At 68.8% G+C, this 15,614-nt stretch carries 7 protein-coding genes; 5 read left to right on the top strand and 2 right to left on the bottom strand.

The genetic code is table 11. The features are described from left to right. Nucleotides 1–373 precede the first annotated feature (373 nt). Nucleotides 374–4,141, top strand: coding sequence for a GH92 family glycosyl hydrolase (locus OHB41_RS34335; protein WP_526024995.1), 3,768 nt, complete (start codon nt 374–376; stop codon nt 4,139–4,141). Between the two features lie 93 nt (nt 4,142–4,234). Here OHB41_RS34335 and OHB41_RS34330 read toward each other — a convergent pair whose 3' ends face one another. Then, a complete protein-coding gene (locus OHB41_RS34330) occupies nt 4,235–7,507 on the bottom strand; it encodes a glycoside hydrolase family 92 protein (RefSeq protein ID WP_266702428.1) in 3,273 nt (1,090 codons plus the stop codon). 704 nt (nt 7,508–8,211) lie between these two features. Further along, entirely contained in the window at nt 8,212–10,926 is a 2,715-nt protein-coding gene (gene acnA / locus OHB41_RS34325; protein ID WP_323138415.1) for an aconitate hydratase AcnA, read from the bottom strand. Between the two features lie 297 nt (nt 10,927–11,223). Here acnA and OHB41_RS34320 point away from each other — a divergent pair, with 297 nt between their 5' ends. Genes OHB41_RS34320 through OHB41_RS34305 form a run of 4 tightly spaced genes read left to right on the top strand, consistent with a single transcriptional unit; the run spans nt 11,224 to nt 15,576 of the window. Further along, nucleotides 11,224–11,976 (top strand): TnsA-like heteromeric transposase endonuclease subunit, encoded by a 753-nt coding sequence (locus OHB41_RS34320; protein WP_266696143.1) that lies wholly within the window; start codon nt 11,224–11,226, stop codon nt 11,974–11,976. 17 nt (nt 11,977–11,993) lie between these two features. Then, nucleotides 11,994–13,859: a Mu transposase C-terminal domain-containing protein gene (locus OHB41_RS34315; RefSeq protein ID WP_526024876.1), complete on the top strand. Its 1,866-nt coding sequence runs from the start codon at nt 11,994–11,996 to the stop codon at nt 13,857–13,859. Continuing rightward, nucleotides 13,856–14,905 carry a TniB family NTP-binding protein gene (locus OHB41_RS34310; RefSeq protein ID WP_526024875.1) on the top strand — a complete coding sequence of 350 codons (1,050 nt, stop codon included), beginning with the start codon at nt 13,856–13,858 and terminating at the stop codon, nt 14,903–14,905. Before OHB41_RS34315 ends, OHB41_RS34310 begins: the two co-directional genes overlap by 4 nt. Then, entirely contained in the window at nt 14,902–15,576 is a 675-nt protein-coding gene (locus tag OHB41_RS34305) for a TniQ family protein (protein WP_266696142.1), read from the top strand. Before OHB41_RS34310 ends, OHB41_RS34305 begins: the two co-directional genes overlap by 4 nt. Nucleotides 15,577–15,614: the final 38 nt, after the last annotated feature.

Raw genomic sequence — 15,614 nt, 5'->3', positions numbered from 1 at the left:
GACCCCTCCCCGGCAGAAGATCGACACGGCGTCAATCTCCCGCCATGTGAGTAATGCGCACCCCACCACGCGACATTCTCCCCGGATGCCACATCCAACACCCTTGACACCGCTGACAACTTGACTCCCTACTGGTCCTTGCGCAGCAGAATTGACAACGTTGTCCACGCGCATGCGGGTGAGTCGAAGGGACGCGCCGGTATCGGAAGAGCGAGTACACGCAGGCCCGGAGGGCCGAGCGCGGCCGCACTCCCGAATCCCGCTGGAGCGCCCCGAGGCGAACGCGCCAAAACAGCAGGGAGGGTCCTCGCGGATGCAGTACGGAGCTCGATCCAGACAAAGTTCCTCGGCCCGGCCGAGGTGGAGTTCCTCGATGACAATGGGGGTGGCAGCGCTTTCCCTGATCGTGGCCTCGCAGGGCACCGCGGTTGCCCTTCCGGCCCAAGCGGTCTCCGCCGACCGGCAGTTCGCCTCCTCATTCGAATCGGGCGATCCCGCGCCGGACTGGATCAATACCGTAGACACGGGACCCGACGGAAAAAAGCGGTCGTCCGGTGTCGACGGCGGTTACAGCACGGGCATCCCCGGCAACGTCACCGACCACGTCACGGACGTCCGCGCCAGCGCCGAGAACACGGGCTCCGGTGAGGTCAAGGAGAACCTCGTCGACGGGGAGTCGAGCAGCAAGTGGCTGACCTTCGAGCCCACCGGCTGGGCGGAGTTCGACCTCGACGCGCCCGTGAAGGTGGTCACCTACGCGCTCACGTCGGCCAACGACCACGACGAGCGCGACCCCAGCGACTGGACGCTGCAGGGCTCCACGGACGGCAAGGACTGGAAGACCCTCGACACGCGCTCGGACCAGTCGTTCGGCGAGCGCTTCCAGACCAAGTCGTACGACATCGCGAGCCCCGTGGAGTACCAGCACTTCCGGCTCGACATCACGAAGAACCACAGCGGGGACATCCTCCAGCTCGCCGATGTCCAGTTCTCCACCGGCGGCACCGACGACCCGACGCCCAAGGACATGCTCTCGCTGGTGGACCGCGGGCCGAGCGGCTCCCCCACCGCGAAGGCGGGCGCCGGCTTCACCGGCAAACGGGCCCTGCGCTACGCGGGCACGCATCAGGCGGACGGCCGGGCGTACTCGTACAACAAGATCTTCGACGTGAACGTGGCCGTCGGGCGCGACACCGAACTGGCGTACCGGATCTTCCCGTCGATGGCGGACGGTGACCGGGACTACGACGCCACGAACGTGTCGGTGGACCTGGCGTTCACGGACGGCACCTATCTGAGCGACCTGAACCCGGTCGACTCGCACGGGTTCGCGCTCACGCCGCAGGGACAGGGCGCGGCCAAGATCCTCTACGTCAACCAGTGGAACAACGTCGCCTCGCGGATCGGTTCCGTCGCCGCCGGGAAGACGGTCGACCGGATCCTGCTCGGCTACGACTCCGCGAAGGGCCCGGCCAAGTTCCGTGGCTGGCTGGACGACATCTCGCTCAAGACCGTCGCGCGCGAGAAGGCCAAGGCGCATCTGTCGGACTACGCGCTGACCACCCGTGGCACCAACTCCAGCGGCGGATTCTCGCGCGGCAACAACTTCCCGGCGACGGCCGTGCCGCACGGTTTCAACTTCTGGACCCCGGTGACCAACGCGGGTTCGCTGAGCTGGCTGTACGACTACGCACGTGCGAACAACGCGGACAACCTGCCGACCATCGAGGCGTTCAGCGCCAGCCATGAGCCGAGCCCGTGGATGGGCGACCGGCAGACCTTCCAGGTGATGCCCTCGGCCGCGTCCGGCACCCCGGACACCTCGCGCACCGCCCGCGCGCTGGCCTTCAAGCACGAGAACGAGACCGCGCGCCCGTACTACTACGGGGTGACCTTCGAGAACGGGCTCAAGGCGGAGATGGCCCCGACGGACCACGCGGCGGCGCTGCGCTTCACCTATCCGGGCGCGGACGCGAGCGTGCTCTTCGACAACGTGACCGAGCAGGCGGGGCTGACCCTCGACAAGGAGAACGGCGTGGTCACCGGCTACTCCGACGTGAAGTCGGGGCTGTCGACGGGCGCGACCCGGCTCTTCGTGTACGGGGTCTTCGACGCGGCGGTGACGGACGGCGCCTCGTCCGGGGTCAAGGGCTATCTGAAGTTCAAGCCCGGCGCCGACCACAGTGTCACGCTGCGTCTGGCCACCTCGCTCATCAGCGTCGACCAGGCCAAGGACAACCTGCGCCAGGAGATCCCCGACGGCACGTCCTTCGGCACCGTGAAGGCGCGGGCCCAGAAGCAGTGGGACAAGCTGCTGGGCAAAGTCGAGGTCCAGGGCGCCACTCCCGACCAGCTGACGACGCTGTACTCCAGCATGTACCGGCTCTACCTGTATCCCAACTCCGGCTTCGAGAAGGTCGGTTCGAAGTACCAGTACGCGTCGCCGTTCTCCCCGATGCCGGGCCAGGACACCCCGACCCACACCGGCGCGAAGATCGTCGACGGCAAGGTGTACGTCAACAACGGCTTCTGGGACACCTACCGGACCACCTGGCCGGCTTACTCCCTTCTGACGCCCGGTCAGGCGGGTGAGATGGTCGACGGGTTCGTGCAGCAGTACAAGGACGGCGGCTGGACCTCGCGCTGGTCCTCCCCCGGCTACGCGGACCTGATGACCGGCACCTCCTCCGACGTGGCGTTCGCGGACGCGTACGTGAAGGGTGTGCACTTCGACGCGGCGGCTGCCTACGACGCGGCGGTGAAGAACGCGACGGTCGTCCCGCCGGCCTCCGGTGTGGGCCGCAAGGGCATGACGACCTCCCCCTTCCTCGGCTACACGTCCACCGCGACGGGCGAGGGCTTCTCCTGGGCCATGGAGGGCTACGTCAACGACTACGGCATCGCGAAGATGGGCGAGGCCCTCTACAAGAAGACCGGCAAGAAGCGCTACAAGGAGGAGTCCGCGTACTTCCTCAACCGCGCCCAGGACTACGTGAACCTCTTCGACAAGAAGGCCGGGTTCTTCCAGGGCCGTGACGCGCAGGGCGACTGGCGCGTCGACTCGGCGAAGTACGACCCGCGCGTGTGGGGGTACGACTACACCGAGACGAACGGCTGGGGGTACGCGTTCACCGCGCCCCAGGACTCGCGGGGCCTGGCCAATCTGTACGGCGGCCAGGACGCGCTGGGCCAGAAGCTCGACACGTACTTCGCCACTCCCGAGACGGCCTCTCAGGACGTCGTGGGGTCCTACGGCGGGGTCATCCACGAGATGACCGAGGCCCGCGACGTACGGATGGGCATGTACGGGCACTCCAACCAGGTGGCCCACCACGTCACCTACATGTACGACGCGGCCGGCCAGCCGTGGAAGACGCAGAAGGACGTCCGCGAGGTTCTCTCCCGGCTCTACACCGGCAGCGAGATAGGGCAGGGCTACCACGGCGACGAGGACAACGGCGAGCAGTCGGCCTGGTACCTCTTCTCCTCGCTCGGCTTCTATCCGCTGGTGATGGGCAGTGGTGAATACGCCATCGGCTCACCGCTGTTCACCAAGGCGACGGTCCACCTGGAGAACGGCCGGGACCTGGTCGTCAAGGCGCCCAGGAACAGCGCGAAGAACGTGTACGTGCAGGGCGTGCGGTTCAACGGCAAGAAGTGGAACTCCACCTCGCTCCCGCACTCGCTCATCTCCCGTGGCGGCGTGCTGGAGTTCGACATGGGTTCCAAGCCGTCCTCGTGGGGCAGCGGCAGGAACGCGGCGCCCGTGTCGATCACGAAGGACGACAAGGTGCCCGCACCGCGGGCGGACGTCCTGAAGGGTGAGGGCGCGCTCTTCGACAACACCTCGGCGACGGACGCCACCGTCACGACGGTGGACCTGCCGACGGCCGCCTCCGCCAAGGGCGTCCAGTACACCCTGACGTCGTCCGGGGACCACACGAAGGCTCCGGCCGGCTGGGTCCTGCAGGGCTCGTCCGACGGCACCAGGTGGACCGACCTCGACCGGCGTTCCGGCGAGTCGTTCGCGTGGGACAAGCAGACGCGGGCGTTCTCGGTGGCGCACCCGGGTTCGTACGCGCACTACCGTCTGGTCCTCGACGGCGCGGCGACGCTCGCGGAGGTGGAGCTGCTGGCCTGACGCGACCTCCCCACAGGAGCGGGCGCGGAGATCACTCTCCGCGCCCGCTCCGCTGTGTCGGGCCGAAGCCCGGCGACCGCCGCCCTCGTGCGCTCAGTTCACGGCGAGGGTGAAGACGTGCAGATCCGCGTTGTCGGGCAGTTTCACGCTCTTGACGGTCTTGCCCGCCGGAGCCGCGAAGGGCTTCGTCGCGAAGACGTAGGTGGCGACGGGGTCCTTGTCCGCGCCCGCGACATTGCGGTACGCGGCCCTGGCGACGGTCTCGTTGCCGTACTGGACGGTGCCGCCCCCGCCGCCGACGGTCCAGTCGGTGAAGGAGAGGTCGATCTGGTCGGTGCTGCCGTCGGTGTAGGTGACGGTGGCCGTGGTCCGCTGGTTTCCGTTCACCGCGCTGCCGATGAACGACAACTGGGTCGCCGGACGCGCGAGTTCGATGCTCTGGCCGGACGCCGCGGCGTTGTCGGGGCGGCCCGCGGGCGAGTCGGGCCAGGTGTAGGTGAGACCGTCCACGGTGCCCTGGCCGCCCGGTGTCAGGCCCGCGTCCGCGAGTGCCTGACGGGAGTAGCTCCAGCCGCCGCCGTCGTAGTCGGCCTCGTCGTGGTCACCGGCGTCGTCCGAGACGCCGGTGTTGTCGTAGGCGGCCAGGAGGGACCCGGGAGCCGCGACGGTCAGCGCCACCGGCTGCCCGTACGAGGTGGCGCCGGACGTCACGGTGACCTTGACGTCGTAGAAGCCCTGCCGGGCCGCGTCGCCCGCGGCCAGGGTGATCGACCGGGAGCCGTCGGTCACCGTTCCCTCCGCGGGGGTCGCGGTCACTCCGTCCGGCGTGTCCACGTGGAAGCGGACCTCGGGGCCCGTGCCACCGCTCAGTGACAGCGCACGGATGTCGATCTGCGTACTGCCGCCGGGCGCGAGCGTCGCCGCGGTCGGGCCCACGCCGATCTGGTAGGGCTGCTCACCGTCGCGGAAGGACGGCGGAGCGGCGGCCTGGTCGCTGCCCCAGCCGCGGTTGGGGGTGCCGGAGAGCGTGTAGTCGAGGGTGCCGCCGTCGCGGACGAAGGACGCGGGGAGCCAAGGGCGTTCGCTGGTACGGCCGTTGACCTTCAGCGACTGCACGTACGGGGCGTCCGCCGCCGCGCCGGCCGCCCGGATCTCGATGTCGTTGCCGCCCGGGCGCTCGATCTTGACGCGGCTGAACAGGGGCGAGGAGAGGACGAGTTCGGCGCGGGAGGGAACCTGCGGATACATGCCGAGCGCGGAGAAGACGTACCAGGACGACATCTCGCCGAGGTCGTCGTTGCCGGGGATGCCGCCGGGCTGCGTCGACCACAGCTTGCTCATCGCCGCGCGGACGGTCTCCTGCGCCTTGTAGGGGGCGCCCGCGTAGTCGTACAGGTAGGGGACGTTGATCGACGGCTCGTTGTCCAGCTCCGACTTGTCGCCGCCGCTCCCCGTGAACGCCCAGCTGCCGTCGGTGTTGTGGAAGAACGTGTCGAGGCGGTCGAGCGCCTTGTCACGGCCACCCATGGCCGCGAAGAGCCCGGCCGGGTTGTGCTGGACCATCCAGGTGTACTGGGCCGCCGTGCCCTCGACGAAGCCGTTGCCGGTGGCCGGGGTGAAGCCGGTGACCCAGCTGCCGTCGGCCTCGCGGTTGGCGATGTAGCCGCCGGTCCGGTCGGCCGCGATGTTGAAGTTGTTCTGCCACCACTGGGAGCGCTCGGCGAAGTCCGCCGCTGTCCGCTTCTCCCCCGCCGCCGTGGCCAGTTGGGAGAGCGCGAAGTCCGCGCCGGACATCTCCAGGGTCTCGGCGGCGCCGCCCCAGGCGTTGGACACGGACGGCATGTAGTGCTGCTGGAGGTACTTGTCGAGCGACGGTCGCTGCCCCACGGACAGGACGGGCTTGCCGGACGACGACAGGTCCTGCTCGGTCGGTACGGTCGCCGCCTTGACCAGCGACTTCAGCGCGCCCCGCAGATCGAAGCCGGTGCCGCCGAAGGCCCGGATGCCCGCGAGCGCGGTCGGCGAGGGGTCGCCGTTCATGACGTGGGTGCCGCTCGCGCCGTGCAGCCAGCGGTCCCAGACTCCCCCGTTCTGCCTGGCCAGTTCGAGCAGCGACTGCGCGATGTCGGAGCCGGTGTCCGGGCTGAGGAGCGTCAGCAGCTGGACCTGGGAGCGGTAGACGTCCCAGCCGGAGAAGGTGCCGTACTGGGCCCGGTGGCCGCGGCCGACGACATGGACCTTGTCGTCGCTTCCCCGGTATCTGCGGTCGGCGTCACTGATGACGTTGGGATGCAGGAGGGCGTGGTAGAGCGCGGTGTAGAAGGTCGTGCGGTCGGTGTCGCTGCCGCCGCCGACCCGGATCGCGCCGAGCCGGTCGCGCCAGGCGCGGTGGGCGGCGGCCTGGACCGCGCCGAAGGAACGGGACGGCGGGTTCTCGGCCGCGAGGTTGGCGGCGGCCCCCGCCTGGCTGACGTACGAGATGCCGACCTTCACGTTCACCGGATCGGTGCCGGGGGCGAACTCCACGTATCCGCCGGCTCCCTTGCCCGGGACGGGATTCCCGCCGTGGGAGAAGCCTCCGGTACCGCCGCTCGCCTGCGTGGATCCCGGGCTCAGCCGGTCGTCCTGCCAGGTGCCGGTGGTCTTGAAGGCCCGGTCGAAGCGGGCGGTGAAGTACAGGGTGTAGTAGGCGCGTTGGCCCTCGGGATCGAGGTAGCCGCAGAAGTTCCCGGAGGTGACGGAGCCCGAGACCGTCCGGGTCGCCGGGTCGATGCGCACGTCCGACGCCGTCGAGCCCACCTCGGAGTTGGCGGTGCGGATCAGCAGCGAGGCCGGCTTGCCGGCCGGGTAGGTGAAGCGGCCCGAGCCGGTGCGCGCGGTCGCGGTGAGGTCGGCGGTGACACCGGAGGAGAGACCGACCTTGTAGTGGCCGGGCTCGGCGGTCTCGTCCGCGTGCGCGAAGCCGGCGGCGTAGACCGCGTCCTTGGTGTCGCTCGCCGGGGAGGAGGTGACCTCGCCCGCGTACGGGAAGAAGGGGATGTCGCCGCTGCCGCCCGCGCAGCCCGTGCCGGACATGTGGGTGAGGCTGAACCCCCGGACGCGGGTGGCGTCGTACTGGTAACCGCCGGGCGCGGCCGTGCGGGTGGCGTCCCCGCGGGTGTTCTCCGGGCTCCAGGAGAGCATCCCGAAGGGCACGACGGCGCCGGGGAAGACGTTGCCGCCGTTCTTGGTGCCGATGAGCGGATCGACGTAGGTGGTGGGGTCCCGGACGAGGTCGGGCGGCGCGGCGGTGGCGGCCACCGCGGGGGTGATCCCGCCGGCCGCCAGGACGACGGCGAGCAGGACGGTTGACGGACGGAAACGCATGACGCGGCCCCTCCTCCTTCGGACGGGTCGCGCACCACGGGTCGCACAAGCCGCAGGGACAGTAACGTGCGCCACCCGTACCACGGAAGACCGCGTCCGACGCGGAAGGCGCGCACGGTTCCCACCCCGCCGGCCCAGCCCGGTACTCACCTCTCGGGTCAACAGGCTTGACATCGTTGTCTGTTGAGACGGTAGAGTCATATGCAGACCATCAGACAACGTTGTCGCACGCCATGGTCGTCACAAGCCACGCACCATCCCGGGCCGGCACTCCCCCGCCGGTCCGGGCTCGCGGACCGGGTGGGTCTCCCAGCACCCACCCGGTCCGCCCCGAGCGGATCGAGCGGATCGGGCGGCCCGGCAGGCAGGCGTGGTGGAGGAATCACCCCCGGGACCTGGACGTCGCGTCCGGGCGTCGGTGTCCCGGCGGCCGTGTCCGGACGTCACGTCCTGGACGACATGTCCCGATCGACGCGCCTTGGACGTCGTGTCCGAAGAGCGCGCGTGGCGGCCTCTGTACCGCACGCGCCGTGCGCCGGCCGCGCCCCCGCAGTACCGTGCCGCCGACTCCCCTGCCCGCAGGGGACATTGGCCAGGACGACCGCGGAAGGACTCCGCGCAGAAGGCCGAAAAGACGGAGGGCCGCACTCCTCGTCGTGAGGAGTGCGGCCCGATCCGGTCCGCCGGATCGCCCGCCGCGGGGGCTACTTGGCGATCAGGTTGCGCAGCACGTACTGCATGATGCCGCCGTTGCGGTAGTAGTCCGCCTCGCCGGGGGTGTCGATGCGGACGACCGCGTCGAACTCGACGCCGCTGTCGGTGGTGACCTTCACCGTGCGCGGGGTGGTGCCGTTGTTGAGCTCCTCGACACCGGTGAAGGAGAAGGTCTCCTCGCCGGTCAGGCCGAGGGACTCCGCGGTGGCGCCCTCCGGGAACTGGAGCGGCAGGACGCCCATGCCGATGAGGTTCGAGCGGTGGATGCGCTCGTAGGACTCGGCGATGACGGCCTTGACGCCGAGCAGCGCGGTGCCCTTGGCGGCCCAGTCGCGGGACGAGCCGGAGCCGTACTCCTTGCCCGCCAGGATGACCAGCGGGATGCCCTGCTCGATGTAGTTGCGCGAGGCGTCGTAGATGAAGGAGACGGGGGCGTCCTCCTTCGTGAAGTCGCGGGTGTAGCCGCCCTCGGTGCCCGGCGCGATCTGGTTGCGCAGGCGGATGTTGGCGAACGTTCCGCGGATCATGACCTCGTGGTTGCCGCGGCGGGAGCCGTAGCTGTTGAAGTCACGACGCTCGACACCGTGCTCCGTGAGGTACTTGCCTCCGGGGGTGTCGGCCTTGATCGCACCGGCCGGGGAGATGTGGTCGGTGGTGACCGAGTCGCCGAGCTTGGCGAGGACGCGCGCGCCGGCGATGTCCGAGACCGGGGTGGTCTCCATCGTCATGCCCTCGAAGTAAGGGGGCTTGCGCACGTAGGTCGACTGCGGGTCCCACTCGAAGGTGTTGCCCTCGGGGATCGGCAGCGCCTGCCACTGGGCGTCGCCCGCGAAGACGTCCTGGTAGGACTTGTTGAACATGTCCTCGCCGATGGCGTTCGCCACGACGTCGTTGACCTCGGCCTCGGAGGGCCAGATGTCCTGGAGGTAGACCGGCTTGCCGTCCTGGTCGGTGCCGAGGGCGTCCTTGGTGATGTCCACCTTCATGGAGCCCGCGAGCGCGTAGGCGACGACCAGCGGCGGGGACGCCAGGTAGTTCATCTTCACGTCGGGGTTGATACGGCCCTCGAAGTTCCGGTTGCCGGAGAGGACCGAGGTGACGGCGAGGTCGTGGTCGTTGACGGCCTTGGAGACCTCGTCCGGCAGCGGGCCGGAGTTGCCGATGCAGGTGGTGCAGCCGTAGCCGACGAGGTTGAAGCCGACCTTGTCGAGGTAGGGGGTGAGCCCGGCCTTGTCGAAGTAGTCGGTGACGACCTTGGAGCCCGGCGCGAGGGTGGTCTTGACCCACGGCTTGCGGGTCAGGCCCTTCTCCACGGCCTTCTTCGCGACGAGCGCGGCGGCGACCATGACGTACGGGTTCGAGGTGTTGGTGCAGGAGGTGATGGCCGCGACCGTCACCGCACCGTGGTCGATCTCGTAGGTCGAGCCGTCGGGGGCCGTGACCGTGACCGGGTTGGAGGGCACGCCGTTGGTGGCGGCCGGGGAGTCGGAGGCCGGGAAGGACTCCTTGCCCGCCTCGTCGTCGTCGGCGACGTAGTTGCGCACATCGCTCTTGAACTGCTCGGCGGCGTTCGCGAGGACGATGCGGTCCTGCGGGCGCTTCGGGCCGGCGATCGAGGGGACGACCGTGGAGAGGTCGAGCTCCAGCTTCTCGGAGAAGTCGGGCTCGGCGGCCGGGTCGAGCCAGAGGCCCTGCTGCTTGGCGTACGCCTCGACGAGCGCGATCTGCTGCTCGGAACGGCCGGTCAGCTTCAGGTACTTGATGGTCTCGCCGTCGATCGGGAAGATCGCGGCGGTGGAGCCGAACTCCGGCGACATGTTGCCGATGGTGGCGCGGTTGGCCAGCGAAGTGGCGGCCACACCCTCACCGTAGAACTCGACGAACTTGCCGACGACGCCGTGCTTGCGCAGCATCTCGGTGATCGTGAGCACCAGGTCGGTGGCGGTCGTGCCGGGGGTGAGCTCACCGGTGAGCTTGAAGCCGACGACGCGCGGGATGAGCATCGACACCGGCTGGCCGAGCATCGCGGCCTCGGCCTCGATGCCGCCGACGCCCCAGCCGAGGACGCCCAGGCCGTTGACCATCGTGGTGTGGGAGTCCGTACCGACGAGGGTGTCGGGGTAGGCCTGGCCGTTACGGACCATGACCGTGCGCGCCAGGTGCTCGATGTTCACCTGGTGGACGATGCCGGTGCCCGGCGGGACGACCTTGAACTCGTCGAAGGCGGTCTGGCCCCAGCGCAGGAACTGGTAGCGCTCCTTGTTGCGGCCGTACTCCAGCTCGACGTTCTGCGCGAACGCGTCGTGGGTGCCGAACTTGTCGGCGATGACGGAGTGGTCGATGACCAGCTCGGCCGGGGCCAGCGGGTTGATCTTCGCCGGGTCACCGCCGAGCTCCTTGACGGCCTCGCGCATGGTGGCGAGGTCGACGACACAGGGCACGCCGGTGAAGTCCTGCATGATCACGCGCGCGGGCGTGAACTGGATCTCCTGGCTGGGCTGCGCCTGGGAGTCCCAGCCGCCGAGGGCCCGGATGTGGTCGGCGGTGATGTTCGCGCCGTCCTCGGTGCGGAGCAGGTTCTCCAGCAGCACCTTCAGGCTGTACGGAAGGCGAGCCGAGCCTTCCACCTTGTCCAGCCGGAAGATCTCGTACGACTCGTCGCCCACCTGCAGCGTGCTGCGGGCGTCGAAGCTGTTCGCCGACACGACAGTCTCCTTCATTGATGTGCGCGTTCCCACCGCATCCTGCCGCCACGATCTCTTGGCCGATCCGCTAAGGTAAGGCTAAGTTAGGTATGCCTTACCAATGGCGGCTGCGGTGCGCCTCGGCAGATATCTCGATGTCGAGATAACTCTAGTACATGGGGGCGGCCTGGTCATGCGCGGGCTGGCTGTCCGCTGTCATCCAATCGAGGCGTTTGACAGCGAACCCAGTCGTTTCGCCTTCCTTGCCAGCGAACCTAGTCGTACGAGGTGACGTGCTGGGGGTGCTGGGGGTGCTGGGTGGCCGTACCGGTCAGGGTGAATCTTGCGGAGCCGTACGTCGAGCTGTCGTACGTGGATGCCGTACGCGAGCGTCGGCGACGTCCGCTGCTGGACTGTGCGACGTCCCGGTTCGAGGACGTGGCTGCGGTACGGCCGTTCCGGTGGTCGCGTGGTGAGCGTCACTTCTCGGGCTGGTACTGGGCGGCGACGACCGGTCGGCATGTCGGGTTCGAGTCATGGCTGGAGCGGGACCGGCTGCTGCTGATGGACTTCGATCCCAGGGTGGTGGGGATCGCCTCGCAGCCGTTCTGGCTGTATTGGCACGACGGCGAGCGTGAGCGTCGGCACGCTCCGGACTACTTTGTGCGCCGCGCGGATGGTTCGGCGGTGGTCGTCGATGTCCGCGCTGATGAGCGGATCGACCCGAAGGACATGGAGGCGTTCGAGGCGACACGCATGGCCTGCCACCAGGCCGGATGGGGCTTCGAGCGGGTCGGGGTGCCGGATGCGGTGCTGCTGGCGAATGTGCGGTGGCTGTCGCGCTACCGGCACCCGCGGTGTCTGCGTGGCCCGGTCGTGGACCGGCTGCGGGAGGTTCTCGCGGCTCCGGTCCCGTTGATGGCCGGCGCCGATGCCGTCGGCGACCGGCTTGAGACGCTTCCCGTCTTGTTTCATCTCCTCTGGCTCCAGGAGGTGGCCGCCGAGGGACTGGCGGTCGAGTTACTGGGGCCGTCGACCATCGTGCGCCTGGCGGACGGAGGTGGCCGGTGACGGGGAGAGGGCGGCGGGTGCCTCCGACGGGCAGGATCGCGGAGTTCCCGCAGACCGCCGCTGAACAGGCCCGCTGGTGGGAGAGGCACATTCTGGAGGTGCTGGACGGCTTGCCGCCGGATGCTCCTGCGGGGACGGCGCCACGGCCGGAGTTCGATCCGCAACGGAACTCGCTGGCTCAGCGGGAGCGGGCCAAGGCTGCTGAGTTGACGGCGGCGGGGCACGCGATGTCGGCCAGCGGGATCAAGCAGCGGCGCCAGCGCTACCAGCGCGACGGGCTGGTCGGACTGGCCGACGGCCGGTCGGCCAAGCAGATGCCGTCCTTCGGCCGGATCTCTCCGGCGGTGGTCGAGGCGATGCGGGAGGCGATCGAGGAGACCGCCGAGGCGTCGTCGAAGACGATCGGCTTCGTGGTCTGGCGGACGACACAGATCCTGGCCGCGCACGAGGACGCGGAAGGTGTCGAGGTGCCGTCCGAGCGCACGCTCTACCGGCTGTTCGACAGGCTGGCCACCGGCACTCATGCGACGGGATCGGCGACCACGCGCCGTTCGGTGAACGCGCGTCCGGCTGGCCCGTTCGGGGAAGTGCCGGCCTGCGCGCCGGGCGAGTGGATGCAGATCGACTCCACGCCGCTGGACGTCCTGGTGCGTCTCGACGACGGCATCGCCGAGAAGGTCGAACTGACCGCCATGATCGACCTGGCGACCAGGTCACTCGCCGCTGCGGTGCTGCGGCCGACGACGAAGGCTGCCGACGCTTCTGCCCTTCTGGCCCGGAGCATCACCCCGGAGATGATGCGTCCCGGCTGGTCGGATGCCCTGCGGATGTCGAGGTCGGTGATGCCGCACCGTCGGCTGCTGGCTTTGGACGAGCGGCTGGAGCACGCAGCTGCGCGGCCGGTGATCGTGCCGGACACGATCGTCTGCGACCACGGCAAGGTCTTCATCTCGAACAACTTCCGCGCGTCCTGCCGCTACTTGGGCATCAGTCTCCAGCCGACTCACAAGGCGTCGCCTTTCGAGAAGGGTGCGATCGAGAAGACGCTGGGTTCGGTGGCCACCTTGTTCGCACAGTTCGTCGCGGGTTACACCGGCCGGTCGGTGGACCGCCGGGGGCGGGGCCTGGAGAACGGACCGCTGTGGTCCCTGCCCGAACTCCAGGGTCTGTTGGACGAGTGGATCGTCATCTGGCAGAACCGCCCGCACGACGCGCTGCGGGATCCGGACTCACCGAAGCGCGCGTTCACGCCGAACGAGAAGTACGCGATGCTGCTGGAGTCGTGCGGCTACGTTCCGGCCCCGTTCAGTGGCGAGGACTACGTCGAGTTGCTGCCCGAACGCTGGCAAGCGATCAACTCCTACGGCATCCGGATCAACCACCGCACATACGACGACGGTGAGCTGACCCCGTTGCGTCGCCAGCACTCCGGGGTGGTGGAGAAGAAGGGTCTGTGGGAGATCCACTACGACCCCTACGACGTCTCCCGGATCTGGGTACGCGACCGCCGCAGCGAACCGGCCCGATGGATCACGGTGTTCTGGAAACACCTGCACCGCGTCGGCGTCCCGTTCGGCGAGATGGCCTGGGACCACGCTCGCGAACAGGTCCCGGGCGGGACCGAGGAACAGATCGCCGAGGCCGCCGCTGCCCTGCTGCGGCGGGCCCACGACGGCCCCGCCGCTGAGAATGACCGCCCGGCCACACGCTCGAAGCGGGACCGGCGCGTCGCCGCCCGCACCCGGGCCACTGTCACCGATCGGCCGGTCCCTGAACCGACGGCGGCCGAGCCCGTGCCCGACGACGAGGCCGGCACCGAGATCGCGAAGGTCATCCCGCTGGGCCTGTTCGATCCGCTCGCCAATCCCTGGAGGCGCACGTGACCCTTTCCCAACCGGCAGTCCGGCACACCGCGTTGAGCGAGGTCGATGCCGAGACCAACCGGCAGCTGACCACACTGGACGGGTGGCGGAAGTTCATCGAGAACCCGCCCGCGCCTCCAGTTCTGTTGTCTCCTGACGCGCTGAGGCGTCTGTCCCGGACCGAACGGGACCTCTACGACGATGACCGGCTCGACCATCATGCCCGGATGCTCGTGGTCGCCACCTCGTTCGTCGAGAAGACGGTCACCTGCGGCCGGCGGCTCGTTCTGCTCAACCGGCACGCGATCAGTGCACGTCGCGGCCTGATTGTTTCCGGCCTGCCCGGAACCGGCAAGACAATCGCAATCACCCAGCTGGGCCGGGCCCACGAACTCCTCGACCGGGCCCGGCACCCGAACGTCCCGGACCGCATCCCGGTGCTCTACATCACCGTCCCGCCCGCCGCGACCGCCCGCATGGTCGCAGCCGAGTTCGCCCGCTTCCTGGGCCTGCCCGTCCGGTCCCGGCTGAACATGACCGACATCATCGAGGCCGTGGTCGGCGTCTGCACCGACACCCGCACCGGCCTGGTCCTGGTCGACGAGATCCACAACATTTCCCAGACCACCCGGTCCGGCGCCGAAGTCTCCGACACCCTGAAGTACTTTTCCGAGCGCATTCCCGCGACGTTCGTCTACGCGGGCATCGGCGTCGAGGACAGCGAGCTTCTGGCCGGAACCCGCGGAGCCCAGATCGCGGGCCGCTTCACACTCGTGCCCACCCGCCCGTTCCCTTACGGAGCCGAGTGGAAAGGGCTGGTCGCCACCCTGGAGAACACCCTGCTGCTGCACGGTCACCAGCCCGGCAGCCTGGTCAAACTCGACCGCTACCTCCACAACCGGGCCGACGGCATGATCGGAGCCCTGTCCCACGCAATCCGCGGGGCCGCGATCGACGCCATTCTCAGCGGCACCGAACGCGTGACGAAGGAAGCGATCGACGCAATCCCCCTGGATCATGCCGCAGAGACCGCGGCGTCCCCGCTCAAGAAGGCGGCCCGCAGGTGACCGAGGCCCAGGAACAGCGGCTGCACCAGCTTCCCGTCCAGATCAGGCCGCGTCCTGGAGAACCTACCGACTCCTACATCCGGCGCCTCGCCCGCGCCAACCACCTCAAACCCAGCTACCTGCACGGCTTTCTCACCGGCTCACCGAACTGGTTCGGGAAACCCCGCCTCGAACGTCTTGCAGCCCTGACCGGACGCCCGCCCGAACAACTGGAACACGTCCTGGCCGATGCCAGTTCCCCCCGCCGGCGCCGCAAGCCCGGCCCGAACCCCACACCGGTCAAGAAACCCAACAAGAGAGAGCTTTACCGACGCATCCGGCACGACGCTGAGACCGAAGGGCTCTCATTGAGATCCCTGGTCAGACGGCACAACGTCACCTGGCGGACCGTCCGAGCCGCCCTGGACAGCCTCGAACCCCGACCCCGCAAACCTCTACCACGTCGGCCGACCGCCATCGATCCAGTCCAGCACCTCATCGACTCCATGATCGAATCCGGTCACGGCCGCCCCAGGGATATCTGGGTGAAACTCATGGATGAGCACGAGACCTCGATCTCCTACGGCACTATCAGGCAATACGTCCAGGACCGCGAACCTCGACGTCCACGTCGCAGGACTTCCTTGCCAACCAATCCAGTCCGCCCAGGTCACCAACCCGCAACCGACTAACTTCGTTGTCCAAAGACACTGGCTGTGATGTCTGCGCG

This window comes from Streptomyces sp. NBC_01571 (genome assembly GCF_026339875.1).
Taxonomy (GTDB): domain Bacteria; phylum Actinomycetota; class Actinomycetes; order Streptomycetales; family Streptomycetaceae; genus Streptomyces.
This window is presented reverse-complemented; position numbering and strand designations above follow the sequence as displayed.